The organism is Albidovulum sediminis (assembly GCF_025380365.1).
Taxonomy (GTDB): domain Bacteria; phylum Pseudomonadota; class Alphaproteobacteria; order Rhodobacterales; family Rhodobacteraceae; genus Albidovulum; species Albidovulum sediminis.
This window is the reverse complement of sequence record NZ_JAOCQF010000003.1, coordinates 261,944-285,983: the sequence shown is the minus strand read 5'-3', so window position 1 is coordinate 285,983 and position 24,040 is coordinate 261,944. Positions and strand designations below refer to the sequence as shown.

At 66.7% G+C, this 24,040-nt stretch carries 22 protein-coding genes and 1 riboswitch; of the genes, 12 read left to right on the top strand and 10 right to left on the bottom strand.

All coding sequences use genetic code 11. The features are described from left to right. Positions 1–18 precede the first annotated feature (18 nt). Positions 19–126: riboswitch (TPP riboswitch) on the bottom strand. Positions 127–295: 169 nt separating this feature from the next. Then, positions 296–1,402 (top strand): chorismate synthase, encoded by a 1,107-nt coding sequence (gene aroC / locus N5I32_RS16290; protein ID WP_261496971.1) that lies wholly within the window; start codon positions 296–298, stop codon positions 1,400–1,402. Between the two features lie 55 nt (positions 1,403–1,457). Beyond that, positions 1,458–2,345 (top strand): CE1 family esterase, encoded by an 888-nt coding sequence (locus N5I32_RS16285; RefSeq protein ID WP_261496970.1) that lies wholly within the window; start codon positions 1,458–1,460, stop codon positions 2,343–2,345. On the opposite strand, the gene N5I32_RS16280 is transcribed toward N5I32_RS16285, so the two are convergent. The 4 genes from N5I32_RS16280 to N5I32_RS16265 form a co-directional block, all read right to left on the bottom strand. After that, a complete protein-coding gene (locus N5I32_RS16280) occupies positions 2,332–3,210 on the bottom strand; it encodes a DMT family transporter (protein ID WP_261496969.1) in 879 nt (292 codons plus the stop codon). The two genes, N5I32_RS16285 and N5I32_RS16280, sit on opposite strands and share 14 nt — an antisense overlap. 170 nt (positions 3,211–3,380) lie before the next feature. Further along, entirely contained in the window at positions 3,381–3,668 is a 288-nt protein-coding gene (locus N5I32_RS16275) for an HU family DNA-binding protein (protein ID WP_261496968.1), read from the bottom strand. Between the two features lie 128 nt (positions 3,669–3,796). After that, complete coding sequence (locus N5I32_RS16270; protein WP_261496967.1) at positions 3,797–5,272, bottom strand: AMP nucleosidase; 1,476 nt, start codon at positions 5,270–5,272, stop codon at positions 3,797–3,799. After that, positions 5,269–7,074, bottom strand: coding sequence for an adenine deaminase (locus tag N5I32_RS16265; protein WP_261496966.1), 1,806 nt, complete (start codon positions 7,072–7,074; stop codon positions 5,269–5,271). The genes N5I32_RS16270 and N5I32_RS16265 overlap by 4 nt, the downstream gene beginning before the upstream one ends. Before the next feature lie 168 nt (positions 7,075–7,242). Here N5I32_RS16265 and N5I32_RS16260 point away from each other — a divergent pair, with 168 nt between their 5' ends. Together N5I32_RS16260 and N5I32_RS16255 are read left to right on the top strand one after the other, a co-directional pair. Continuing rightward, positions 7,243–7,521 (top strand): Rdx family protein, encoded by a 279-nt coding sequence (locus N5I32_RS16260; RefSeq protein ID WP_261497317.1) that lies wholly within the window; start codon positions 7,243–7,245, stop codon positions 7,519–7,521. Then, positions 7,518–8,351 carry an SDH family Clp fold serine proteinase gene (locus N5I32_RS16255; protein WP_261496965.1) on the top strand — a complete coding sequence of 278 codons (834 nt, stop codon included), beginning with the start codon at positions 7,518–7,520 and terminating at the stop codon, positions 8,349–8,351. The genes N5I32_RS16260 and N5I32_RS16255 overlap by 4 nt, the downstream gene beginning before the upstream one ends. Positions 8,352–8,354: 3 nt before the next feature. Here N5I32_RS16255 and N5I32_RS16250 read toward each other — a convergent pair whose 3' ends face one another. Further along, on the bottom strand, positions 8,355–9,812 hold the full coding sequence (locus N5I32_RS16250) for a sialate O-acetylesterase (protein ID WP_261496964.1): 1,458 nt from the start codon (positions 9,810–9,812) through the stop codon (positions 8,355–8,357). A gap of 361 nt (positions 9,813–10,173) precedes the next feature. On the opposite strand from N5I32_RS16250, the gene pnp reads away from it, so the two are divergent. From pnp to N5I32_RS16225, 5 genes are all read left to right on the top strand, one after another. Further along, a complete protein-coding gene (gene pnp, locus N5I32_RS16245) occupies positions 10,174–12,327 on the top strand; it encodes a polyribonucleotide nucleotidyltransferase (RefSeq protein ID WP_261496963.1) in 2,154 nt (717 codons plus the stop codon). A 51-nt stretch (positions 12,328–12,378) separates the two neighbouring features. Continuing rightward, positions 12,379–13,254 carry a glycosyltransferase family 2 protein gene (locus N5I32_RS16240; RefSeq protein WP_261496962.1) on the top strand — a complete coding sequence of 292 codons (876 nt, stop codon included), beginning with the start codon at positions 12,379–12,381 and terminating at the stop codon, positions 13,252–13,254. Then, entirely contained in the window at positions 13,251–13,997 is a 747-nt protein-coding gene (locus N5I32_RS16235) for an FkbM family methyltransferase (RefSeq protein WP_261496961.1), read from the top strand. The genes N5I32_RS16240 and N5I32_RS16235 overlap by 4 nt, the downstream gene beginning before the upstream one ends. Positions 13,998–14,346: 349 nt before the next feature. Then, a complete protein-coding gene (locus tag N5I32_RS16230) occupies positions 14,347–15,522 on the top strand; it encodes a rhamnan synthesis F family protein (protein ID WP_261496960.1) in 1,176 nt (391 codons plus the stop codon). Next, the gene (locus tag N5I32_RS16225) at positions 15,519–16,196 is read left to right on the top strand and encodes a class I SAM-dependent methyltransferase (protein WP_261496959.1); all 678 of its coding nucleotides are present in this window, start codon (positions 15,519–15,521) and stop codon (positions 16,194–16,196) included. The genes N5I32_RS16230 and N5I32_RS16225 overlap by 4 nt, the downstream gene beginning before the upstream one ends. A gap of 10 nt (positions 16,197–16,206) precedes the next feature. Here the strand turns inward: N5I32_RS16225 and N5I32_RS16220 are convergent, their stop codons facing one another. Next, complete coding sequence (locus tag N5I32_RS16220; protein WP_261496958.1) at positions 16,207–17,556, bottom strand: TldD/PmbA family protein; 1,350 nt, start codon at positions 17,554–17,556, stop codon at positions 16,207–16,209. A gap of 102 nt (positions 17,557–17,658) precedes the next feature. Next, complete coding sequence (locus tag N5I32_RS16215) at positions 17,659–19,143, bottom strand: DUF2125 domain-containing protein (RefSeq protein ID WP_261496957.1); 1,485 nt, start codon at positions 19,141–19,143, stop codon at positions 17,659–17,661. A 139-nt stretch (positions 19,144–19,282) separates the two neighbouring features. Here N5I32_RS16215 and N5I32_RS16210 point away from each other — a divergent pair, with 139 nt between their 5' ends. Further along, positions 19,283–19,897, top strand: coding sequence for an enoyl-CoA hydratase/isomerase family protein (locus tag N5I32_RS16210; RefSeq protein ID WP_439648211.1), 615 nt, complete (start codon positions 19,283–19,285; stop codon positions 19,895–19,897). Positions 19,898–19,904: 7 nt separating this feature from the next. On the opposite strand, the gene N5I32_RS16205 is transcribed toward N5I32_RS16210, so the two are convergent. Further along, positions 19,905–20,207, bottom strand: coding sequence for an HNH endonuclease family protein (locus tag N5I32_RS16205; RefSeq protein WP_261496955.1), 303 nt, complete (start codon positions 20,205–20,207; stop codon positions 19,905–19,907). Between the two features lie 92 nt (positions 20,208–20,299). Between N5I32_RS16205 and N5I32_RS16200 the strand changes: the two genes are divergently transcribed. Then, the gene (locus N5I32_RS16200; protein ID WP_261497316.1) at positions 20,300–21,457 is read left to right on the top strand and encodes a TIGR03862 family flavoprotein; all 1,158 of its coding nucleotides are present in this window, start codon (positions 20,300–20,302) and stop codon (positions 21,455–21,457) included. Here the strand turns inward: N5I32_RS16200 and N5I32_RS16195 are convergent. Continuing rightward, positions 21,454–21,903 (bottom strand): GAF domain-containing protein, encoded by a 450-nt coding sequence (locus tag N5I32_RS16195; protein ID WP_261496954.1) that lies wholly within the window; start codon positions 21,901–21,903, stop codon positions 21,454–21,456. The two genes, N5I32_RS16200 and N5I32_RS16195, sit on opposite strands and share 4 nt — an antisense overlap. Before the next feature lie 93 nt (positions 21,904–21,996). Here N5I32_RS16195 and N5I32_RS16190 point away from each other — a divergent pair, with 93 nt between their 5' ends. Next, positions 21,997–23,424: an amidase gene (locus N5I32_RS16190; RefSeq protein WP_261496953.1), complete on the top strand. Its 1,428-nt coding sequence runs from the start codon at positions 21,997–21,999 to the stop codon at positions 23,422–23,424. Here N5I32_RS16190 and N5I32_RS16185 read toward each other — a convergent pair whose 3' ends face one another. Next, complete coding sequence (locus N5I32_RS16185; protein WP_261496952.1) at positions 23,425–24,012, bottom strand: glutathione S-transferase family protein; 588 nt, start codon at positions 24,010–24,012, stop codon at positions 23,425–23,427. It lies immediately after the preceding gene. Positions 24,013–24,040 lie beyond the last annotated feature (28 nt).

Below are 24,040 nucleotides of genomic sequence, written 5' to 3'. Positions count from 1 at the left end.
CAGGCGGGCGGAGATGGGGGCGTGTCGCCTTACCTTCCCTCCGCCGGTGCTAACCGGTTCAGGTTCAACGGGTCCGCTTTCGCATCTCAGTCCCGGACCTGGTCCGGGACACCCCGAGGTGGCCGCGACCCTACATCCGGGGCCGGCCGTGCGCAAGGTCCGGGCCAACCGGCGCCGCATTCTGCGCGGCGTGTGCCCGCTCCGGCCGGCAGTGTTTCGGCAGGTCGCGACGCGAGATCGCTTGAGCCGGGCCGAACGCTTCGCTATTGCGCGAGGACAGCTGAGGGAGCGCCGCATGAGCCTGAACACATTCGGACACCTGTTCCGGGTCACCACCTGGGGGGAAAGCCACGGGCCCGCGCTTGGCGCCACGGTGGATGGCTGCCCGCCGGGGGTCGTGCTGGACGAGCCGATGATCCAGCACTGGCTGGATCGCCGCAAGCCGGGGCAGAACAAGTACACCACCCAGCGGCGCGAAGCTGACGCCGTTCGCATCCTCTCGGGCGTGTTCGAGGGGCGCACGACCGGGACGCCGATCCAGCTGATGATCGAGAATACTGACCAGCGGTCGAAGGACTATGGCGAGATTGCCGAAAGCTTCCGGCCCGGCCATGCCGACATCACCTACTGGCAGAAGTACGGCATCCGCGACTACCGGGGGGGCGGGCGGTCATCCGCGCGGGAAACCGCGGCGCGCGTGGCGGCTGGCGCCGTCGCGCGCGAGGTGCTGAAAGTACTGGCGCCCGAGGTGGCGATCACCGGCTACATGGTGCAGATGGGCCGCCTTCGCGCCGACCGGGACCGCTTCGACATGGCCGAGGTCGAGCGGAACCCGTTCTGGTGCCCCGATCCCGCGGCGGCGGCGATCTGGGCGGAACACCTGGACGACCTGCGCAAGTCCGGCAATTCGGTGGGCGCGGTTGTCGAGGTCGTCGCCGCGGGCGTTCCCGCGGGCCTGGGCGCGCCGATTTACGGCAAGCTCGACAGCGATCTGGCCGCCGCGATGATGTCTATCAACGCGGTGAAGGGGGTGGAGATCGGCGAAGGGATGGCGGCCGCGGAACTGACCGGGGTCGAAAACGCCGACGAGATCACCCTGGGCGACGACGGCCGTCCGCGGTATTCCTCCAACCACGCGGGCGGCATCCTCGGCGGGATTTCGACCGGGCAGGATGTAGTCGTCCGGTTTGCGGTCAAGCCCACCTCCTCGATCCTGAGCCCGCGCCGGACCATCGCGGTAACCGGCGAGGCGCGCGAGATCGTCACCAAGGGGCGGCATGATCCCTGCGTCGGCATCCGCGCGGTGCCGGTGGGCGAGGCGATGATGGCCTGCGTCATCCTTGACCATCTGCTCCTCGACCGGGGGCAGACTGGGGGCAGGCGGGGGCCTATCGGGCGCTGACGACGGAAACCGCGCCTCTGCTCGTGTGACAGGAAACACGCGGGAGGAGGCGACGATGCTGAGAGCCCTGATCATCCTGGCGCTGTTGGCTTTGCCCGGCGCGCTGAAGGCCGGGCTTGTCGAGGGGTCGCTGACCCAGGACGGCGCGCAGCGCAGCTATCGGCTTTTCGTGCCCGAAACGCTGAACAGGTTCGACGGGCCGCGCTCCTTGGTCCTTGTCCTTCACGGGGGCGGAGGGAGCGGGCGGGAGGTTCGCCTGTCGACGCGGCGCCGCTTCGACGAACTGGCCGCGCGGCATGGCTTCCTGGTCGTCTATCCCGATGCGATCGGGCGCGTCTGGGATACCGGGGTCGGCAAGATCTCCGCCAACCTTTCCCCCCGACGCGACGACGCGGAATTCCTGGCGCGCGTGATCGACGAAGTGGCGCGCACCTATCCGGTCGACCGGGCGCGCGTCTTTGCGACGGGCGTTTCGCGCGGGGGCATGGAAAGCTACGCGCTCGCCTGCGGCAGGCCGGGGCTGGTGCGCGCCATCGCGCCGGTGGCGATGCCGCTGCCCGAAGCCTCGCTGGGCGCCTGCCGCAAGGGGCCTGCCATCGGCTTTCTCATGATCCACGGGACGGCGGACCCGATCGTTCCCTATGGTGGCGGTCCGATCACGCTGGGTCGGCGCGCGCGCGATACGGTGCTGTCGGCCGAAGAAACCTACCGGATATTTCAGCGGCGCAACGGCTGTGGTTCAAGCGCCGAGGGTGCGCCCTCCGGCTCCGTCCGGCGGTTCGAGGGGCGGGGCTGCTCAGCGCCGACCGCGTTTCTGAGCGTGGGCGGCGGTGGGCACGGTTGGCCCGGCGGGCGCAAGATAATCCCCGGTGGCCGATCCGGCCCGACCAACCGGGACATATCCTCGCCGGACGAGATCTGGGCCTTCTTCAGCCGGTTTTGACTGGCGCCGCCTTCGACAACTGCACCGCAAGGATGCCGGCCGCGACAATGGCCACGCCGACGATGTCGGCAAGGCCCAGTTGCTCGCTCAGGAAGACGGCCGCGACCGCGACCCCGAAGAAGGGGTTAAGGAAGTGATAGGTGGCGGCACGAACGGCGCCGATCCGTTCGACCAGCCGGAACCAGACCCATGTCGCCAGAAGGCCGGGCACCAGGGTCGTGTAGGCGAAGGCCAGGACCAGGCGCAGGTTCCAGTTGATCTGCCAGCTTTCGGTCAGCAGCGCCGCGACGGCAAGGACGGCCGCTCCCACGAACATCTGCAAGCCGACGATCATCAGCACGTTGCCCTGGGACGAAGCCCCCCGCACGGTGAGCGTCGCGACCGCAAGGGCAAGCGCGCCCAGCCCGCAGAAGATCAGACCCTCGACACTGACGCCGCCGGAAAAGCGCGACCCCATGATGATGGTCACGCCCACGACCCCTGCAACAAGGCCCGCAAGCCCCAACGGCCGGACCATCTGGCCAAGGAAGATCCAGCCGAGAAGGGCGACGAGCAGGGGCATGGTCGAGGCGATGATGGCGGCCAGCGATGCCTCGACCCACTGCATCGCGACGAAGTTGAGCCCCAGGTAAAGGGCGTTCTGGCACAGTCCGAAGATCGCAACGGAACGCCACTGGCCGCGGCTCAGCCTGCAGCTTTGGCCGAGGGCCGCGGCGATCGACACGCCGATGAGGCCGGAAAACAGGAAACGGAAGGCCAGCGCGGTCAGGGGCGGGGCATCGGCGACGATCATCCGTGCCGAAGTGAAGGCGGACGACCACATGAACGCGAAGGCCAGCCCCATCAGGATTGCGCGCAGGTCCATCATCCGTCCTTCCGGTGCTGCTCGGTCGCTCGCCCGCTCCCTGCCACGAACCCCCGGCAAAGTGAAGAGCGGCCGCGGCGGAGGATCGGGGCTTTGGCGGGCGCAAATGAAAAGGGCCGTCCACTGGACGGCCCCGCATGCGTCGCGACCGCTTTCGCGGTGGCGGCATCTCAGCCGTTGACGCTGTCCTTCAGCGCCTTGGCGACGGAGATCTTGACGACCTTGTCGGCCGGCTTGGTGATCGTTTCACCGGTCGCGGGGTTGCGGACCTGCCGTTCCGGACGGGTGCGGCAGACGACCTTGCCGATGCCGGGAAGGGTCACGGCACCGCCGCCTACGACTTCCGACGTCACCACCGAAGCGATCGCGTCAAGCGCGGCCGAAGCGGTCTTCTTGTCGGAGCCCATCGCTTCCGCCACCGCGGCCACGAGCTGGGTCTTGGTCATGGGTTTGGACATGTCTGTCTCCTCTCTGGCCCCGTTCTGTTGGGGGTCATTCGCTGTCGTTCACAGCCTGTTGTGGTCAATCACATTTCTTCGTCGGGCATGGCAAGCAAATTATGCCCGTTCAGCCGATTTTCGCGGCGTCAAAGGAAGGCTGTTTCCTCGAAGCTACGCAGCTTGCGGCTGTGGATGCGCTCAACCGGCATGTCCCGCAGTTTTTCCATCGCCCTGACCCCGATCAGCAGATGGCGGCTGACCTGCGTGCGGTAGAAGTCGGTGGCCATGCCGGGCAGCTTCAACTCGCCATGCAGCGGTTTGTCGGACACGCACAGAAGCGTTCCATACGGTACCCGGAAGCGGAAGCCGTTCGCCGCGATGGTGGCCGACTCCATGTCGAGCGCGATCGCGCGGGACTGTGACAGGCGCTGGACGGGCCCCGACTGGTCGCGCAATTCCCAGTTGCGGTTGTCGATCGTGGCGACGGTGCCGGTGCGCATGATCTTCTTCAGGTCGAAGCCGTCCATGTGGGCGACGTCTGCCACGGCCTCCTGCAGCGCGATCTGGATCTCGGCCAGCGCCGGGATCGGCACCCAGACCGGCAGATCCGCGTCCAGGACGTGGTCTTCGCGGACATAGGCGTGTGCCAGCACAAAGTCGCCGAGCGACTGCGAATTGCGAAGCCCGGCGCAGTGGCCGACCATCAGCCATGCATGGGGCCTCAGGACCGCGATATGGTCGGTCGCCGTCTTGGCGTTCGAGGGGCCGACGCCGATGTTGACCAGCGTGATCCCCTGACCGCCGCGGCGCTTCAGGTGATAGGTGGGCATCTGCGGCATCTTCAGCGGTGTCGCCAGATCGCCGTCGGAGGAAGTGATCTGGACGTTTCCCGGCCCCACGAAGGAGGTGTAACCCGACGCGGGGTCGGCGAGGCACTGGCGCGCGTAGGCCTCGAACTCCTCCACATAGAACTGGTAGTTCGTGAACAGGACGAAGTTCTGGAAATGCCCCGCATCGGTGGCCGTGTAGTGGCTCAACCGGGCCAGCGAGTAGTCGACGCGCTGGGCCGTGAAGGGCGCGAGATGATCTGATCCGTCGGGGTTCGGCCGCGCCGTGCCGTTGACGATGTCATCGTTCGTCGTGGCAAGGTCGGGCACGTCGAAAACGTCGCGCAGCGAAAAGTCCAGAACCCCCTCCTGCGGGACATTCACATGCGGGCTGGAGGCGACGGCGAAATGGACGGGAATCGGTGTCGTACTGGGTCCGACATGGACCGGGACGCCGTGGTTGCGCAGCAGATGCCCGATCTGCTGGATCAGGTAGTTCCGGAACAGGTCCGGCCGGGTGATCGTCGCGACATAGGTTCCCGGCGTTGCGACATGGCCGAAGGAAAGTCGGCTGTCGGCCTTGGCGTGCGAGGTCGTCGTCAGACGCACCTCCGGGTAGAAGGCGCGCACCCGCGCCGCAGGCCGATGGCCGCCCAGCGTCCGGGTGAACTGGTCGTAGAGGAAGTTGGTCGCCTGGGCATAAAGCGCCTCTAGCCGCGAGACGGCAGCCTCGGCGTCGGTGAAAGGCTCACTCTCCGGCATCGCGGGGGACAGCACGTCGGCATCGGTGTTCATGCAAAAAGCTCTGTGAATTCGAACCGTGTGACGTCGACCAGCCCGAGGTCGGAGATCCGAAGCTCCGGGATCACGACGAGGGCAAGGAACGAATGCTGGATCGAGGCGTTGTTGAGGTCGCATCCGCAATCGCGCATGCGGGTGACGAGGTTGGATGCCTTCGCGGCCATCTCGGCGGCCGGCGCGTCGGACATGAGGCCGGCGACCGGCAGCGGGATGTCCGCAATCTCCCTCCCGTCCTTCCAGAGCGAGAAGCCCCCGCCCATCTTCGCGATGGAATTGGCGGCCTCGGCCATCATCCCGCGGTCGGTGCCGACGACGATGATCTGGTGACTGTCATGCGCGACGGTCGAGGCCATGGCCATCCGGCCCTTGTAGCGAAAGCCGTTGACGAAGCCGTTGACCGTTTGGCCCGATCCCTGATGGCGCTCGATCACCGCGCACTGGGCGACGTCCTGTCCCTCGTCCGGTTCCACGATGCCGTCCTGGACGGCAAGTTCGGCGGTCAGCGCGCGCGTCGGCGCCTGGTTCTCGACGATGCCGATGACGCGGACACGAACCGTTGCGGCGCCCTCGGGGGCGCGGATCACGAAGTCGTCGGCTGTCTTGTCACGTCCCATCCTGACCGTGTCCCTGGCATGTGCGGGCCAGTCGTAATGCGGGCATGTAACGGTCAGGCGACCGTTCTCGGCGACGGTGCGGCCACGGGCGATGACCCGCTCGCACGGAAGCGTCCTGAGGTCGGAGGTCAGGATCAGGTCGGCCCGGCGCCCCGGCGTGATGGAGCCGAGTTCGCGTTCCAGCCCGAAATGGGTCGCGGTGTTGATGGTGCACATCTGCAGCGCGACAAGCGGGTCGCATCCCTTTTCCACCGCGCGGCGATAGGCGCGGTCCATGTGCCCTTCCTCGACCAGCGTGCCGGGGTGGCAGTCGTCGGTGCACAGGATGAAGTTGCGTGGGTCCAGCCCCTTTTCCGTCACCGCAGTGATCTGCCGGTCCACGTCGAACCAGGCCGACCCGTGGCGCATCATCGCCCGCATGCCCTGGCGCGCCCGCACCACCGGGTCCATCTCGGTCGTCCCCTCGTGGTCGTCGGCAGGGCCACCCGCGGCATAGGCGAGGAAGGCGGGGCCGAGATCGGGGCTGGCGTAGTGCCCGCCCACGGTCTTGCCCGCGCGCTGGGTCGCGGCAATCTCGGCCAGCATCTGCTGGCTGCCCGCGATCACGCCGGGGAAGTTCATCATCTCTCCCAGGCCGACGATGCCGGGCCAGGCCATCGCCTCGGTCACCTCGTCCGGCCCGATCTCATAGGGCGTCGTCTCCAGCCCCGGCGCGGAGGGGGCGCAGGAGGGCATCTGCATGAACATGCTGACGGGCTGCATCAGTGCCTCGTCATGCATCATGCGGACGCCTTCGATCCCGAGGACGTTCGCGATCTCGTGCGGGTCGGCGAACATCGTCGTGGTGCCGTGGGGGATGACGGCGGCGGCAAATTCCGCCGGGGTCAGCATGCCGCTTTCGACATGCATGTGGCCGTCGCACAGCCCCGGCACCATGTAGCGGCCCTGCGCCTCGATCACCTCGGTTTCGGGGCCGATCGCGTAGGACAGGTCGGGGGCTATCGCGGCAAAGCGCCCCTCGGCGATCGCGACGTCGTGGCCGGGAAGGATTTCGCGCGTGTGGACGTTGACCCACTGACCGCCGCGGATCACGCGGTCGGCCGGGGCACGGCCCGCGGCAACCGCGACCAGGCGGGGTGCGACGTCGGACCAGGGGCGGGGGGTAAGGTTCTGTGATTTCATGCCAAAATCTGCCAGATCGCCGGATGCACCGCAAGAGGCAGCGACAGGAGTTGCGCGGCCGTCTCAGGGATGAAAGACTGCCCCGGAACCGGGCCCGGAACCGCGCTGCCACCGGACCGCCCCGGCCCGGACGCCGGACCTTGAGAGGAGGGGTTTTTGTCGCTGCCGATGATCAGCATCACCTATTGCACCGGCTGCAACTGGCTGTTGCGGGCGGCGTGGATGGGGCAGGAACTGCTTTCGACCTTCCAGAACGACCTCGGCGGGGTCACGCTCTGCCCCGGGACCGGCGGCGCGTTCGAGATCACGCTGGATGGCACGGTAATCTGGGAACGCAAGCGCGACGGCGGGTTTCCTGACATCAAGGTGCTGAAGCAGATGGTGCGCGACCGCATCGACCCCGAGCGGTCGCTGGGCCACGTGGACCGCGCCGGGGGCGCCGCATGACAATCTCGGACGCCATGTGGATCTTCATCATCCTGTCGATGATGCAGCCATTCCTGGCGCGCAAGGTTCTGGACCTGCGGCGGATGCAGATGATCGACCGGTTCCAGCGCCGCCGGGGCAGCCGTGTCATCCTGATGGTGCACCGGCAGGAAACGATGCGATTCCTCGGCTTTCCGCTGATGCGCTACATCGACATCCAGGACAGCGAGGATGTGCTGCGCGCCATACGGATGACCGACAAGGACACGCCGCTCGACATCGTGCTGCACACGCCGGGCGGACTGGTGTTGGCGGCGCTCCAGATCGCGCGGGCGGTCGAGGCGCATCGCGGAAAGGTCACGGTCTTCGTCCCGCACCATGCGATGTCGGGGGGCACGCTGGTTGCGCTCGCGGCGGACGAGATCGTGATGTGCGACCATTCCGTGCTGGGCCCGATCGACCCGCAGATCGGCCAGTATCCGGCAGCCTCGATCGTGAAGGCTGTGAAGGCCAAGCCCGTCGCCGAGATCGACGATGAGACGCTGATTCTGGCCGATGTCAGCCGGAAGGCGCTGGACCAGGTTCGCAAGGCCGCGACGGAGATCCTGTCGGCGCAGATGCCCGCGGACAAGGCAGCCGAGATTGCAGAGGTGTTGGCGTCGGGGACCTGGACCCACGACTACCCGATCTCCGCCCGCGAGGCGCAGGAAATCGGGCTGAACGTCGCCACCGACATGCCGGACGAGGTGATGGAGATGATGATGCTCTATCCCCAGCCGGTGCGGCAATCGGGCGGGGTGGAGTTCCTGCCCGGCCCGCACCAGCCGGCGCCACGGGGCGCACGGCGCTAGCGATCAGGACGGCTTGAGAACGATGGCGGCAAGGGTCGCCCGCACCAGGTTCATGTCGAAGTTGAAGGTCACGGTCATTGGCCCGCTGGTGGCCGAAAGGCCCGCGGCGCTGTAGATGCCGTATTTGGCGTTGCCGGCCAGGCTGGACAGGGTCTGCGGCAGGTTCACGACCGCCGCGGCCAGCGCGTTGGAGATGCCGGTGGCGAAGGCGTAGACGAACTCTCCCGGTTCTGCCGATATTGGCGCGGAAAGCGTGGTGGTACCCGAGTCCGATCGGGCGATGGCGAAGCCCTTGGCGCTGGCAGGGTGCAGCCTTGCGCCATAGACCGGCAGCACCGAAATCGCCGCCTGCCCGTTGTAGTTCAGCGCGTCGAAGGCGACCTCGACGGTGGCGGCGGTCCCGTCCGGAACGCGACCATAGTAAAGGGTGGCACCGCAATGGTTGACGCCGGTTTCAGGCGCGCCCGCGCGCGTCATGCGAAGGCCGCCAACCGATACGGAAAGCGGGCGGATGGCGGTGTCGGACCGGGCCGTGACGGCGACGACCAGCAGCCGGTCGCTGGCGGGGGAGCCGAGCGCGACGCCTGTGACCGTGGCGACAAGCGCGCGTGGCAGCGGATAGTGCCCGATGGCGCCAGTCGTGATCGCACCGGTCGATGCGACCGAGGGGTTGGCCGCAGCCTGAAGCAGGGCAAGGTGATAACTCTGCCCCAGGCGCTGATTGGCGGCGGCATCCGGGTGCACCCCGTCGAAAAGCGTGGCTTCCGTCGGCGTGGAAGGATCGGCGTAGCCGGTATGGGCGATCCGGTTCGGGCGTGACTGGCAGACGCTCTGGATGTCAGCGTGATACTGGGCTGAAAGGGGGAAGTGACCGCCGATGACGAAAGGGGTGGATGGGCCGGCGCCAACGACGTCGGCGCGCAGGCTTGCGACAAGGCCAGTCAGGGCCGCCTCGTAAGTCGCGCGGGCCGCCGGATCCTGCGCATCCGCGCCGCCCTGATGCCACAGGATGCCTTTCAGCACCGCATTGGCCGGGGCGGCGGAAAGGGCGGCGTTGATGCGGCCAAGCGCGGCCTGATACGCCGCCCCGCCCGGGGTCCACAGGCCGTTCGCAAAGCCCGCGCCGGCACGGGCGACCCCGATCAGGTGCAATATGACGCCCGGATTGGCGGCCTGGTAGGCATTCGCGAACGCCCGTGCCCAGCCGAAGTTCGCGCTTGCGTCGGGGCGCGCGACGGCGCCGGTTTCCCACGGGCCGTGATGAAGGCGGCTGCCGACCGGTTCCCAGGCGTTGCTTGCCGCCCAGTGCCGCGCGCCGGCTGGAAACACCTCCGCATCCGTTTCCGCCGCCCGGCCGGAGGCAACGGAATCGCCGGCGACCACGAAGACATGGGCGTCAGGCGCGGACGACGCCGCGCGCGACACCGGCGCTTGGGCGAGGGACAGGCCGATCTGGAACATGCTGGCATCCTTGGTCTGGTCGGCATCGGCAGAGCCCCGGCTCTTGCGGGTTGCTGCGACACGATGGCTGGGTCATGGCGACTTTACGTTTGGCGCAGCAGGCGTTGCGTCCGCGACCCGATGTCAGCGCGCGGCGTTCAGGGTTTGGTCGCCCGGACCCGATGCCTCGCGGTTCGGGCCGCGCCACGGGCCGACCGAAGCCGCCCCTTCCCAACCAGCCTGTTTTCCTGTATGGCCCCCGTCCATCTGTGACGTGAGCCCATGCCCCCGGGCGCATGCGAAGGATTGGGGGCGGCGGCAATGGGGCCGCCATAGGAACGGGACACCCGGAGGGCCGGGCTGTCCCTTGAGGAAACGATACATGTTCAACGTAACAAAGAAATCGATCCAGTGGGGCCAGGAAACGCTCACGCTGGAAACGGGGAAGATCGCGCGTCAGGCCGACGGCTCTGTCGTCGCCACGCTGGGCGAGACCTCCGTCATGGCCAACGTGACCTTCGCCAAGGAGGCGAAGCCTGGCCAGGACTTCTTCCCCCTGACCGTGCATTACCAGGAAAAGACCTATGCCGCCGGCAAGATCCCGGGCGGCTTCTTCAAGCGTGAAGGGCGTCCTTCGGAGAAGGAAACGCTGACCTCGCGCCTGATCGACCGTCCGATCCGCCCGCTCTTCGTCGATGGCTTCAAGAACGAGGTGCTGATCATCTGCACCGTGCTGAGCCACGACCTTGTCAACGATCCCGACATCGTCGCGATGATCGCGGCCTCGGCGGCGCTGACCATCTCGGGCGTCCCGTTCATGGGCCCGATCGGCGCGGCGCGCGTGGGCTTCTCGAACGGCGCCTACGTCCTGAACCCCGAGGTTGCCGACATGGACAACCTGCGCGCGAACCCCGAGCAGCGGCTTGATCTTGTCGTCGCGGGCACCAAGGACGCGGTGATGATGGTGGAATCCGAAGCCTATGAGCTTTCGGAGGCCGAGATGCTGGGCGCGGTGAAGTTCGGTCACGAACAGATGCAGCCGGTCATCGACCTGATCATCGACTTCGCGGAAGACGCCGCGAAGGAGCCGTTCGACTTCACCCCGCCGGACTATTCGGATCTGTACGCAAAGGTGAAGGCCGCAGGCGAGGCGCAGATGCGCGCCGCCTTCGCGATCCTCGACAAGCAGGCCCGCACCAACGCGATCTCAGCCGCCGTTGCCGCGATCAAGGCATCGCTTTCGGAAGACGATCTGGCGGATGCCAACCTTGGCTCCGCGATCAAGAAGCTGGAATCCTCGATCCTGCGCGGCGATGTCGTGACCGCCGGCCGCCGCATCGACGGCCGCGACACGCGCACGGTGCGCCCGATCGTGTCCGAGGTCGGCATCCTGCCCCGCACCCACGGCTCGGCGCTGTTCACCCGCGGCGAGACGCAGGGCCTCGTGGTGACCACGCTCGGCACCGGCGAGGATGAGCAGATCATCGACGCGCTGCACGGCAACTTCCGCTCGAACTTCCTTCTGCACTACAACTTTCCGCCCTATTCGGTCGGCGAGGTTGGCCGCTTCGGCCCTCCGGGCCGACGCGAGATCGGCCATGGCAAGCTTGCCTGGCGCGCGCTGCAGGCGGTGCTGCCGGCGCCGACCGACTTCCCCTACACGATCCGTGTCGTGTCGGAGATCACCGAATCGAACGGCTCCTCCTCGATGGCCACGGTCTGCGGCTCCTCGCTCTCGATGATGGATGCGGGCGTGCCGCTGAAGGCGCCGGTCGCGGGCGTCGCGATGGGCCTGATCCTTGAAGAGGATGGCAAATGGGCGGTCCTGACCGATATCCTCGGCGATGAGGATCACCTCGGCGACATGGACTTCAAGGTCGCGGGCACGGCAAACGGCATCACCTCGCTCCAGATGGACATCAAGGTTGCGGGCATCACGCCGGCGATCATGGAACAGGCGCTGGCGCAGGCGAAGGACGGGCGCATGCACATCCTGGGCGAGATGGCCAAGGCGCTGACCGAAGGCCGGTCGGAGTTCTCCGCCCACGCGCCCCGCATCGAGACCATGACCATCCCGACCGACAAGATCCGCGAAGTGATCGGCTCGGGCGGCAAGGTCATCCGCGAGATCGTCGAAGTGTCGGGCGCCAAGGTCGACATCAACGACGACGGCGTGATCAAGATCGCCTCGGCCAATGCCGATTCGATCAAGAAGGCCTACGACATGATCTATTCGATCGTGGCCGAGCCGGAAGAAGGCAAGATTTACACCGGCAAGGTGGTCAAGCTTGTCGACTTCGGCGCCTTCGTGAACTTCTTCGGCAAGCGCGACGGTCTGGTGCACGTGTCCCAGATCACCAACAAGCGCCTGAACCATCCGAACGAGATCCTGAAGGAAGGCCAGGAAGTGAAGGTCAAGCTTCTCGGCTTCGACGATCGCGGCAAGGTCCGGCTCGGCATGAAGATGGTCGACCAGGAAACCGGCGCCGAGATCGTGCCGGAGAAGAAGGAAAAGGAAGGCGCCGAAGAGGCGTAATCCAGTGGGGCCCGGGTACTGCCCGGGCCCTTTCGATTCGTAAGGCAGAGCATGACACCGCCCCCCGCCGCGCGCGTGACCGTCGTAACGGTCAGCTACAACAGCCTGCACGTCCTGCCGCGCCTGCTCGGTTCGGTCCCAAAGGAAGCGTCGGTCGTCATCGCGGACAACGCCTCGGATGACACGGAACCGCTGGCGGCGCTCTGCGCTGAGCATGGCGTACGTCTGGTTCGCAATGCGCGAAACCTCGGCTTCGGTGTCGCCTGCAACCTCGGGGCCGAGGGAGCGAAGACGGAGTTCCTGCTGTTCCTCAATCCCGACGCGGCGCTGATGCCGGACACCCTCGACCGTCTGGTCGCGGCCGCCGATCGTTACCAGGCGGCAAGCGCGTTCAACCCGCGCATCGCCGAGAGCGACGGCACACCCTTCTTCAAGCGCAAGAGCTATCTGATGCCACGCGCCGAGTGGATGCCGCGTGGCTGGCCCGAGGCTGACCGCGAGGTGTCGATCCTGTCGGGTGCGGCTTTCTTCGTTCGCCGCAAGTACTTTGAGAAGGTCGGCGGCTTCGATCCCGGGATCTTCCTGTTCCACGAGGATGATGACCTTGCGCTGCGGCTGAAGGCCGAATGCGGGCCGCTGATGTTCATCCGCGATGCGCTTGTGCAGCACGTTGGCGGTTCCTCATCGGCCCGCAGTGTCGACATCGCCGCGCTGAAGGCCTGGCACATGGGCCACTCTCGCGTCTATGCGGCGCGAAAGCATCACCGGCCTTGGGTGCGGACGCACGCGTTGATCCAGGCGACGCTGCAACTTCTCTCGCCGGTCGTTCTCGTCTCGCGGCGCAAGCGCGCGAAGCAGGTGGCGTTTCTGGGTGGGATCGTCCATGCAAGTCTGGGCGGCAGTTCGATACCGGGGCGGCAAACATGAGCTTCAAGCAGTTCAAGCGGCGGCAGTACTTGAAGCTGCGTAGGAAACTCGGTCACAGCAACGAGGATTTCGCGCCCCACGGCGTGCCGATTCACATTCCAGAGGGCCGCGACCTTGCCATTACCTATCTTCTCGCCAAGGGGCGCCCCTACGAGGCAGAAGAGGCTGGCATGGTGCGGGACTTCCTTCGACCGGGCACGAACGTGATCGAGCTTGGCGGCTGTTTCGGTGTCGTCTCGGCCTTGATCCGAAGGACCATCGGCCCGGACGCCCACCATATCATCGTTGAAGCCAACCCTGCGCTAATACCCATCCTTAGCCGCAATGCTATGCAGAATAGCGACCCGTCGAGAACCGAAATAATCAATGCTGCTGTCGATTATTCAGGAGTACAGTCAGTTTCGTTTTCCATCGGACAAAATTCGCATATGAGCCGAGTTGGCGAAGGGTCGAAGCGAACCGTGACCGTTCCCGCGTTAAGGCTCGCAGAAATTGCAGAGCGAATTGCAGGTGAACCATACGCTTTAGTGTGCGACATAGAAGGCGCTGAGCTTGCACTCGTTGAATCCGAAGCAGGAGCGCTTTCGCGAGTTGATCTGATTATTCTTGAAACCCATCCTAAATCATATCCCAAGAACCGTGCGGACAGCGACCGAATCCTGACACTACTGGAGTCGGTCGGTTTCAGATCCGTGCGTGTAGAACGAGATGTGGTCTGTTTGCGGCGCGAACGGGCGCTGTGAGACCTGCTAACCTCCAAAACCGGAACTATCCGATGCTGATTGCGTCGATGGACCCGCTTCCGGGCACCTGACCGCGGGCCGGTCCGGGCCTGAACCCCTCCGGTCATGGGCAGACGCGGGGAGCCTGTCCGGCAAGCGTCATTCCGCGCAGCGCGGTCCCTGTCGCGCGTCAGGGGTGTTCCTGCGCGGCTTCCCGCCGGAATCGTCGGCGGAGACCCTCATCGCCAAGGCAGGTTCCCGCCGGTTGGCGGCGGGTCGGGCGCGGGGCGCGCCCGGCGACTTGCCGCAGGGGCAGGTCAGGGCGCAGTCTTTCGATCTGGAACCGAAACCGATCGCGGAGACATGAACGATGATGCCGCTCTGGAAGCTGAAGCGCGAAGTCCGTCGGGTCGCGCTGCAAGTCAGCCAGGTGCAATGGCTGGTCTACGGGCCTGCGCTGCGCCGGATCCACGACTTTCGCAAGGCGCGCCGCATCCGGCTGCATCACGGGGCCCATGCGCTGTCGGGCGATGTGGCCGTCGTGCTGATCTATCAGCCCCAGGGCCTTTCGGGGTCGCTGTTCCATACCTTGCGCCATCTCACCGGAAAGGGCTTCGCGCCGCTTGTCGTGTCGAATGCACCGCTGTCTGCGGAGGATGTCGCGCGGCTGAAGCCGCATTGTGCCGCGATCATGGAGCGGCCCAACTACGGCTACGACTTCGGCGGCTATCGCGATGGCATTCTTCACCTGCTGGACCATGGCACGGAGATCGGAAGGGTGCTGGTAATGAACGACAGCATCTGGTTTCCGCTCTACCCGGACTGCGACCTGATCGACCGGATGCGCCGCGCGGATGACGACCTTTACGGCTATGTGATGAATGCCCGCGTCAACCGGCACCGCAGCCACCTGCAGTCCTACTTCTTCGCCTTCGGCAAGCGGCTGGTCGCAACTTCCGACTTCCGCAACTACTGGGCAGGGCTGTTCGTGACCAGCAACAAGAACCTGGTCATCCGCCGCTGCGAGATCCCCATGACCGAACATTTTCGCGCCCGGGGATATTCGATCGGCTATCGTTATCTGATCAGCGACCCGATGATCGCGTTGAGATCCCTGACCCCGGACGAGTTGATGCAGGTCGTCCGCTATCAGATGCGGGTGGATACCTCCAACGCCGCGACACTGGCGCCCTATGCCGCAGGCGATCCGGCCGATCCCGCGTGGCGCACACGGGTGATGGCGCTGGCCGGGGATCTGAAGATGGGGAAATACCTGCTGATCGCGCATCCGCTCCTGATGCTGGGCAAGCTGAGGGGGCAGATCCTGAAGAAGGATCGCCAGCCCATGTACCGGTTGCAACGGGCCGAACTGCTGGCCGGCGGCTTCGCCGAGGGCATGGCGCCCGCCGTGCTGGAAGAGGTGATGACCTGCGATGGCGTGGCGCATCGGCTGCCCCGACCGCTTGAGGCGGACCCTGGACGGTATTTGCGCCCGTCCGTGCTGCCGGTCCACCGAACCGCCGATCGTGAGGTCGAAGTCGCATGAGCACCCCGGACCTGCCCCCCCGCGAACATGTCACCGTTGAGCTGGCGCGGAGGGATCCCGCCCGGCTTTATGATGCGGCCTATTATCGGAGCGGCTGTTCGGTGGAAGGATACGAGTCCTATGGCCGGCATGAGCCCTGGCTGTCGTTCTTCGGCAACGCGGCCGACCGGATCGTGCGGCGTTACCGGCCCCGAAACGCGATCGACATCGGCTGCGCCTTCGGGCTTCTGGTCGAGGCTCTTTGTGATCGCGGCGTCGATGCCTATGGCATGGACGTGTCCCCCTACGCCGTCTCGAACGCGCGGGACGACATGGCGGACCGGCTTTGGGTGCAGTCCGTGGTGGACCCAATCCCGGTCTTCTCCGGGGCGGAGCGATACGAGTTCGCGGTCTGCATCGAAGTTCTGGAGCATCTGCCGCCCGAACAGGCCGAAACGGCCATCGCCAATATCTGCGCGATCAGCGACCGTGTCCTGTTTTCATCCACTCCGGACGATTTTGATGAGCCCACACACTTCAACGTCCTGCCCGTCTCGGACTGGCTGACCCTGTTCGCGGCCTGCGGCTTTGTTCCGGCGTGGCGGTCTTCGGCGCGCTACGTCTCGTCCCACGCGTTCATCGTGGAGCGGCGGAGCGCGTCGCGTCGCGGTGTTCTGGGCCGTCTGCTGGGGTGACGGCCGGGGATCACTCTCCGGCCAGCATCAGCCCTTCGACCAGCAGGCTGGGCACGACATAGGACAGATGCCCCCGCGCGTCGTTGGCGGGCACGATGCGCAGCAGCATGTCGCGCAGGTTGCCGGCAAGCGTGCATTCGTTCACCGGATAGGCGATCTGCCCCTGCTCCACCCAGAAACCCGAGGCGCCGCGCGAATAGTCGCCGGTTGTAGGGTTGATCGAGGATCCTATCATCGAGGTGACAAGAAGGCCGGTGCCCATGTCGGCGGCAAGGGCGTCGCGGCTTTTCGTCCCCTGCGTCAAGGCGATGTTCGTGACACCGGGGGACGGCGACGAGCCGGGGCCACGGACCGCCGATGCGGTGGAGGCGAGCCCGAGCTTGCGGGCGGTGCCAAGGTCAAGCGTCCATCCCGTCAGGACGCCGTCGTCGACGATGGCGCGCCGGCGCGGCGCCAGACCTTCGCCGTCGAAGGGGCGGGATGCAGAGATGCGTGGCCGTGCAGGGTCTTCGACAATCGAAAGGCCCTTCGGAAGAACCTGAGCCCCCAGGGCATCCCTGAGCCAGGTGGCCCCACGCACCACCGCGCTGCCGTTCGCCGCGGCGAGAAGGTGACCAACCAGCGAGGATGCCACGCGTTCGTCGAAGATCACCGGAAAGGCCCCGGTTTTCGGCTTGCGCGCCCCGGAACGGGCAACCGCCCGCTCCCCCGCCAGACGACCGATGCCTTCGGGGTCGGGCAGGTCCGACTGGAAGGTGCGGCTTTCCGCGGCCCAGTCCCGTTCCATGCCCAGCCCGCTGCCGGAGATCGCGACCGCCGAGATCGACCGGGAGGTGCGTTCATACCCGCCCGAAAACCCGTTCGTGGCGGACAGGTGCACGCTTCGCCGGCTGTAGCTTGCCGAGGCTGAATCGATCTGGGTGACGCCTGCCACGGAAAGCGCGGCCGCCTCGGCCCGGCGGGCGTCGGACTCCAGGTCGGACGGGAGGGGTTCAGGGGCGCTGTCGCACAACTCCAGCGCGGCCAGGTCCCAGCCCTGCGCAAGTTGCCCCGCATCGGCCAGCCCCAGCGTCGGATCCTCCGGCGACTCGCGCGCCATGGCGACGGACCTTTCGGCCATGGCGGCAATCGTGCGCTCCGACAGATCGGAGGCCGAAACGATGGCCTGCCTGCGGCCGACAAGCACGCGCAACCCTATCTCCACGCCTTCGGACCTCTCCGCCTGCTCCAGCCGGCTTTTCCGCACGTCGATGGACAGGGCGGTCCCTTCCACCGCCATCGCATCGGCGGCATCCGCCCCGGCCTTCTGCGCCGCCTCGAGAAGTTGATGGGTCAGGGAAGCAAGGGTCGATGCCGTCATCACAATCCGCCAGTGTTTCGACCGCAGGTAATCCTTCGCGACCCGGTGCGCAAGGAACGACCGCCCGAAGTCCTCCGGGCGGTCATCCGCGGATTCAATCCCTCACTTGATTTGCTGGCCGTTGGCAAAGATCGTGCCGTCGTCCTTGAACTCGATCTTGGAGGCCAGCGCATCCTCGCCGTCGGGCACCGCGAAAAGCCCCAGCATCATCTGCGCGCCCATCATCTGGTCCTCTGGCAGAAGGCCCATTGCGACCAGTTTCTGCATCAGCGCGTTGGCGCCGACCAGCCGCAGGTCCACCGCGCCGTTCGGAACCGGCATCGGGCCATCATTGTTGAAGGTGGCCGCGCCCGACCCGGTCAGTTCGGCTCCGACCGCACTGACCCTGACCTCGTTGATGGAGACGGAGTTGAGTGTTCCGGGGGGCTGATCGGCAAGGGTTTCGGCTTGGGCCGGGTCGAAAATGTCGACGCCCAGCGTCCCGTCGCCCGACACATCCACGATCAGCGTGGCAGGGTCGCGCGGAAGTTGCTGGCCGGGATCGAACATCCCCCACAGCATTTCCGAAACCTCAAGATCGACCAGTTTGACCACAAGGCCGAAGGGCTGCGCCGTTTCGCCCGGCGTGACGGGCATCTTCATATCGAAGGCCGACTGACCCAACTTCACGTCGACGGGCACCGGGAACTGCGCCATCTGCATCGACATCGACAACTCGCCCGCGTCGCCGCCATAGCTCAGCCCCTCGCTCGACATCGCGAAGCGCAACGTGCCGGCGCCGCCCGTATAGCTGAAGCCGCCGCCCTCGGGCCCTTCGATCGTCGACTGGCCCGCGCCGCTCGTATAGCCATAGGATCCGGCCATCCGGAGCCCGGCCTGCAGCGCGGCCGAAAGGTTCTCCATGTCGACGCCTGCGGGCAGGTTGAACTCGCCCGTGCCGCTCAGCCCTTCGACCGTCCCGTCGAACTTGAAGCCGGTCGCATTGGCGGGGTCCTGGCCCGAGAAACTGTAGGCGACCGACTGGGCGTTGAAGCTCGACTCGCCCGTGCGACTGGTGTCACCCACGACATGATAGATGCCGGTCGCCCCCGCCATCGTCACCGAGATGTCGATGGGCGCGTTCTCCGTGTCACCCGTCGCCTGCATCATGAGCGCAAGCGCCGGGGCGGAATATTCGTAGGTCGCATCGTCCGAGGCGCCGGAGGCGATGACCGACATGCCGGTCTGGGTGATCGTCGCGTTCATGTTGACCGGCTTGCCGCCTTCAGGCGCGCCCTCGGCCTTGAACGGTACGGTCTCAGACATGGTCACTTCGACCCGCCCGTCGCCCATGTCGCGCAGCCGCACCTCGTCGATACTGATGCTTGTGGTAACACCATGGTTTTCCTGGGCGAAGGCGATGCCGGACACGACCAGGGTATCGCCCTGACGCTCGGTCGCGATCGTCGTGACGGTCTGCCCGAAGCTTTCGGCCAGACCCGTCCAGTTCTGCCAGACTTCTTCCGGCGTGATGTCTGCCCACACCGCCGTCGAGCAGAACAGCGTGGCAAGCAAGGCAGAGGCGCCAAGTCCCTGTGACCGTGTCATGTGATTGTCCTTTTGGGGCTGAAAGGGTCATCGACAGCATCCCGCTCGCGCGGGGCAAGGTCAATAGCGTGCACAAGTTCTGGACAGTTTTAGGGCAAGGCGCTTACGAAGTCCGATAGACCGCGCGGGAGGATTTGTCTTGATCGGATGCGAGATGTCGGAGGGGCTCTGGACGGTGACGATCGACCGGCCGGACAAGGCGAATTCGCTGACCGGGGCGATGCTCGAGGAACTGGCGGACATCGCGGACCGCGCGGGCCGGGACGGCGCCCGGGCGCTGATCCTGACCGGCCGGGGCAAGGTCTTTTCCGCGGGCGCCGATCTGGACGAGGCGCGGGCCGGACTGGCCACCAGCCCGGTCTGGGAACGGCTGTCGGGCGCCATCGCGGCGCTGCCCTGCCTGACCATCGCGGCGCTCAACGGCACGCTCGCCGGCGGCGCCTTCGGCATGGCGCTGGCCTGCGACCTGCGTCTCGCGGTGCCGGAGGCGAAGTTCTTCTACCCGGTGATGAAGCTCGGCTTCCTGCCGCAGCCGTCCGATCCAGCGCGCCTGATGCGCCTCGTCGGCCCGGCGCGGGCGAAGATGATCCTGATGGCGGGTGTCAGGGCCTCGGCGGCAGAGGCGATGGACTGGGGGCTTGTCGACCAAGTCGTTGCGGCCGACGACCTGATGGCGACGGCGCAGACTCTCGCCTCCGACGCGCGGGGTGCGACGGCCGACCATGTGGCGGCGATCAAGGCGATGCTGGCCTGAGGGTCGGCTACCTCCTCCGCGGGCCGGGCGTGCGCGACCGGAACGCGGTTGGTCGGCGGGCCACCCATTCGACGAACCGCGCGATCCGGGGATGGGACCGCAGAGCCTCGATCGTGGCATAGGATCGCGCGATCTCGGTCTCGCTGAGCGCGGCATGGATTTCCCGGTGGCAGATGTGGTGCAGAAGCACGACCGGGCCCCCCTTTCCACCCCTGAGCCTGGGCACGAGGTGATGCAGGCTTTGCGGGACGTTCGGCGGGATGGGGCGCCCGCAAAGGGGGCAGATCGGGTCTTCATCGGCGCCGGTCATGCTTCCCCACTTGCCCTCGGGGGCGGTCCTTGCGACAGGATGGGATGCGGAGCCGGACGGGACAAGGGGCAGAGGTGCCAGAGATCGAACGCATCGACGCCCTGGTGATCGGGGCAGGGCCGGCAGGGCTGATGGCAGCCGGGGCTTTGGCGGACGCCGGCCGGCGCGTCGTCGTGGCCGAGGCGAGGCCAAGCCCCGCGCGCAAGTTCCTGATGGCGGGGAAATCCGGGCTGAACCTGACCAAGGACGAGCCTGCGGCAGAGTTCCTGGGCGCCTACGGCGCGCCCTGGCTCGAACCGGTGCTGCGCGACTTCGGCCCGGACCGGGTGATGGACTGGGCGCGCGGGCTGGGCCAGCAGGTCTTCACTGGAACGTCGGGCCGGGTGTTCCCGGTCGCGATGAAAGGTTCGCCGCTTCTGCGGGCCTGGCTGGCGCGTCTGGCGTCGCAGGGGGTGGAGCTGCGGACGCGGTGGCGGTGGTCGGGGTTTCAGGGCGCGGATCCCGGCTTCGAGACGCCCGCGGGCCCGGCGCTGGTGCGACCGTCGCGGACCATCCTGGCGCTGGGCGGTGCAAGCTGGCCGCGCCTGGGATCGGACGCCGCCTGGGTGCCCTGGCTGGCGGAAATGGGGGTCGGGATCGCACCATTCCGGCCTGCGAACATGGGCTTTGGCGTGCGCTGGTCCGCGCATATGGCGGCGCATTTCGGAACCCCGGTGAAGGGTGTAGCACTTCAGGCGGGCGACCGGCGCGTGCGGGGGGAATTCGTCGTGTCCGCGCGCGGGATCGAGGGCGGCGGCGTCTATGCCGTTTCGGCCGCCGTGCGCGACGGGGCGGTCCTGACGCTGGACCTGCTGCCCGATGTCGCCGCGTCCGAGGTCTCGGCGCGGCTTGCCCGGACGAAAGGCAAGGACAGCGTTGCCAATCGCCTGCGCAAGGCGCTGGCGCTCGATCCGGTGAAGATCGCGCTGGTGATGGAATGGGCGCGCCCCCTGCCTGAGGGGGACGCGATGGCGCAACTTCTGAAGGCGCTGCCGGTGCGCCACGAAGGCCCCCGCCCGATTGCCGAGGCGATCTCGTCCGCGGGTGGCATCCGGCGCGAAAGCCTGACGGAGGCGCTGGAACTGAAGGCCCTGCCCGGCGTCTTCGCCTGCGGCGAGATGCTCGACTGGGAGGCTCCGACGGGGGGCTATCTGCTGACGGGGTGTCTGGCGACGGGGCTCTGGGCCGGCCGTCACGCGGCGCGCCCCTAGCCGGTCGTCAGATCCGTCGTGGCGACAGCGGCCAGAAGCGCGGGACGGTGGCGCATCGCCAGCGCCTCGAAAGCGGCGACGCGATCTGGGGTGAAATGTCCTTCGTCGTGCAGGATGTTGACGGTGCCGACCACCGCGCCCGCATCGTCGAATAGCGGGATGTTGAGTGCGGAGTGGCAGCCAAGCGCGTTGATCTGCGCATGATCGGGGAACAACGGCGCAAACTCCGCAGTCGTGTTGGCGACGAAGCTCCGACCCCCACCGATCACGTGCCGGGTCCAGGCGTCGTCGCCCATGGGCTTGGTCCCGGACACCGGATAGTCCGCCGGATGAGAGGTGTAGACGCGCCGGAAAAGCCGCGCGGCCGGGTCGTGGACCGTCACGGTGAAGAGGCGCGCGCCAAGGGGCGCACAGGCGGCGTGCAGGTCGGCAAAGGCATTGGTCACGCGATTCTCCGAATCGTGGCTCAACGGCACCGTAGACGCCCGGCCATGCCTTGATCTAGCGTGGCCCGCAGGGCGGAGAGGGAGGACAGCACCATGCGCGACGAAGATCTTTGCTACATGCCGGCAACCGAGGCGTTGGCAAGGTTCCGCGACAGGTCGCTGTCGCCCGTCGAACTGATGCGCGCTGTGATCGCCCGCGCCGAGGCGACCGAACCGGGCCTCAACGCGATCACCTTCCGCCATTTCGACGAGGCGATGGACGAGGCCCGCAAGGCCGAGGGGCGCTATGCCAGGGGCGGGCGTGTCCGGCCGCTGGAGGGGCTGCCCGTCGCGATCAAGGACGAAAGCTTCATCAAGGGGAAGCCGACCTCGAACGGCTCGCTGATCCTGAAGGATCATGTGGCCGACCACACCTCGCCGGTCAACGACCGCATCCTGCGGGCGGGCGCGATCGTGCACGCGCGCACCGCGACGCCGGAGTTTTCCTGCGCGGGCTATTGCTGGTCGCGGCTTTGGGGGGTGACGCGCAACCCCTGGAACCCTGCCTTCACCCCCGGCGGGTCTTCGGGTGGATCGGGTGCGGCGCTCGCTGCTGGCTCGGCGACTCTTGCCACGGGGTCCGACATCGGCGGGTCGATCCGCATTCCGGCGTCGATGACGGGAACCGTGGGCTACAAGCCGCCTTACGGCCGCAACCCCGAGGATCCGCCCTTCAACCTCGACTTCTACTGCCATAACGGGCCGATGGCGCGCACGGTGCGCGATACGATCCTGTTGCAGAACGTCATGGCCGGCCCCCATCCGGGGGACATCGCAAGCCTCAGGCCGCGCCTGCGGCTGCCCATGGAGATGCGCCCCATCAAGGGCTGGAAGATCGCGTTCTCCATGGACCTCGGCCTGTTCGAGGTCGACCGCGAGGTGCAGGCGAACACGCGCGCCGCGCTGGACGTGTTCCGCGATCTTGGCGCAACAGTGGAGGAGGTCGATCTGGGCTGGCCATCGGATGCACTCGACGCCGGGCTCACCTACCTCCGCCACATCTTCGGGGCCTACCTCGGTCAGCTTCTGGCGGAACACGGGGACGAGATGACGGACTACGCCCGTGCCTTTGCCGAGGCCGGGTTGCAGTCGCGCGCCATCGACTTCGTCCAAAGCCTCGAGGTTGCGGGGCGGATGTATGCCACGCTGGGACCGCTGCTGGAGCGTTACGATCTGTTGATCTGCCCGACGACGGCGGTTCCTTCGGTGCCGGCCGACTTCAATCAGCACGGCGGAACGGTGAAGATCAACGGCAAGGTGGTCAATCCCATGCTGGGCTGGGTGATGACGACGCCCTTCAACATGCTCAGCCGCTGTCCCGTGCTGTCGGTGCCGTCCGGGCGAGCTGCGAATGGTGTGCCGACCGGGATTCAGCTGGTCGGGCGCACCTATGCCGACGCGGATGTCTTCCGGGCAGGGCTGGCCTATGAGGCGGCGGCGGGCGGCTGGTTCGGCGGTCCGAAGGCCCGCCCGGTGCTGTGATCAGCGCGCCATCGCCCGCTTGAACGCCGGCCGCTCGCGCATCCGGTCGAGATAGGTCGACAGCTTGTGCTCCACGATCGGGAAGCGCGCGGTCAGCGCCCAGTTTCCGCAATGGGTCAGGATGATGTCGGGCACCGTCATCACCTCTCCCATCAGGAATGGGCCTTCGCCCATCCGGTGCATCAAGGTCTTCTGGCTGCGCTCGAACTCCCACTTGAGCGAATCCTTGATCGCGGACTGGCGCAGTTCCTCGGGCAGGATGAAGCTGTGGCGTGCCGCCATCCAGAGCGCGGCGTCAAACTCGTCGAGCAGGAATTGGGTCAGGCTGTCCTGCCGCGCCCGGTCGAGCGTTCCGGCGGGATGGGTGAACTGTCCGTGCTTGTCGGCAAGATACTGGATGATCGCGGTGGAATCTGTGATCGGGGTGCCGTCCTCGATCAGGACCGGGATCTTGCCGGCCGGGTTGAACTCCACCACCCCTTCTGACCGCGGGGACGCGGCGACATGCTCGAACGGCACGCCCAGTTCTTCCAGCATCCAAAGCACGCGGGCGGCACGGCTTTTGGCGGTTCCGATGACAGTGTACATGACATCCCCATTTTTGGCCCATGGAGAC

Bases quoted from the DNA above. Each gene is read 5' to 3' on its own strand.
- aroC (WP_261496971.1), top strand. From the start codon at position 296: ATGAGCCTGAACACATTCGGACACCTGTTCCGGGTCACCACCTGGGGG.
- N5I32_RS16285 (WP_261496970.1), top strand. From the start codon at position 1,458: ATGCTGAGAGCCCTGATCATCCTGGCGCTGTTGGCTTTGCCCGGCGCG.
- N5I32_RS16280 (WP_261496969.1), bottom strand. From the start codon at position 3,210: ATGGACCTGCGCGCAATCCTGATGGGGCTGGCCTTCGCGTTCATGTGG.
- N5I32_RS16275 (WP_261496968.1), bottom strand. From the start codon at position 3,668: ATGTCCAAACCCATGACCAAGACCCAGCTCGTGGCCGCGGTGGCGGAA.
- N5I32_RS16270 (WP_261496967.1), bottom strand. From the start codon at position 5,272: ATGAACACCGATGCCGACGTGCTGTCCCCCGCGATGCCGGAGAGTGAG.
- N5I32_RS16265 (WP_261496966.1), bottom strand. From the start codon at position 7,074: ATGAAATCACAGAACCTTACCCCCCGCCCCTGGTCCGACGTCGCACCC.
- N5I32_RS16260 (WP_261497317.1), top strand. From the start codon at position 7,243: ATGATCAGCATCACCTATTGCACCGGCTGCAACTGGCTGTTGCGGGCG.
- N5I32_RS16255 (WP_261496965.1), top strand. From the start codon at position 7,518: ATGACAATCTCGGACGCCATGTGGATCTTCATCATCCTGTCGATGATG.
- N5I32_RS16250 (WP_261496964.1), bottom strand. From the start codon at position 9,812: ATGTTCCAGATCGGCCTGTCCCTCGCCCAAGCGCCGGTGTCGCGCGCG.
- pnp (WP_261496963.1), top strand. From the start codon at position 10,174: ATGTTCAACGTAACAAAGAAATCGATCCAGTGGGGCCAGGAAACGCTC.
- N5I32_RS16240 (WP_261496962.1), top strand. From the start codon at position 12,379: ATGACACCGCCCCCCGCCGCGCGCGTGACCGTCGTAACGGTCAGCTAC.
- N5I32_RS16235 (WP_261496961.1), top strand. From the start codon at position 13,251: ATGAGCTTCAAGCAGTTCAAGCGGCGGCAGTACTTGAAGCTGCGTAGG.
- N5I32_RS16230 (WP_261496960.1), top strand. From the start codon at position 14,347: ATGATGCCGCTCTGGAAGCTGAAGCGCGAAGTCCGTCGGGTCGCGCTG.
- N5I32_RS16225 (WP_261496959.1), top strand. From the start codon at position 15,519: ATGAGCACCCCGGACCTGCCCCCCCGCGAACATGTCACCGTTGAGCTG.
- N5I32_RS16220 (WP_261496958.1), bottom strand. From the start codon at position 17,556: ATGACGGCATCGACCCTTGCTTCCCTGACCCATCAACTTCTCGAGGCG.
- N5I32_RS16215 (WP_261496957.1), bottom strand. From the start codon at position 19,143: ATGACACGGTCACAGGGACTTGGCGCCTCTGCCTTGCTTGCCACGCTG.
- N5I32_RS16205 (WP_261496955.1), bottom strand. From the start codon at position 20,207: ATGACCGGCGCCGATGAAGACCCGATCTGCCCCCTTTGCGGGCGCCCC.
- N5I32_RS16190 (WP_261496953.1), top strand. From the start codon at position 21,997: ATGCGCGACGAAGATCTTTGCTACATGCCGGCAACCGAGGCGTTGGCA.
- N5I32_RS16185 (WP_261496952.1), bottom strand. From the start codon at position 24,012: ATGTACACTGTCATCGGAACCGCCAAAAGCCGTGCCGCCCGCGTGCTT.